A 345-nucleotide genomic window follows, 5' to 3' on the forward strand; every position below is an offset into this window, starting at 1 on the left:
AGTTCGCCGAGGCGCCGGTCCAAGTCGGGGGCCTCGGAGGCGAACTCCAGGGAGCCGTCGGGGCGCCGCGTGAGGTTGATGCCCTCCAGGCGCGAGGTGGCGTCCACAAAAGAATCGGGATCGGCCACGCGCATCCGGATGGTGGGCTGGGCGCCCGAGCGCAAGAACTCATCCATCGTGTACTCGCCGATGAGGGAGCCCTTGCCGATGACGCCGGCCGCCTGCGCGATGGAGCGGATGTGCGCCCGGGCGGAGTGGCCGGGCATGTACCAGGTGGGTTCCAGCAGCGCGCCGGCGATGTGGGGGCGCTTGGCGCGGTAAGCGCTTAAGGGCTGGCCGTCGAAG

1 protein-coding gene is annotated in these 345 nt (G+C 70.4%); it reads right to left on the reverse strand.

Going from position 1 to position 345, the window contains the following annotated elements; genetic code table 11:
• A partial coding sequence (locus CYJ76_RS11720; RefSeq protein ID WP_202820497.1) for a hypothetical protein occupies positions 1-345 on the reverse strand: 345 nt, incomplete at both ends.

This window comes from Kytococcus schroeteri, assembly GCF_002847825.1.
GTDB classification, from domain to species: Bacteria; Actinomycetota; Actinomycetes; order Actinomycetales; family Dermatophilaceae; genus Kytococcus; species Kytococcus schroeteri.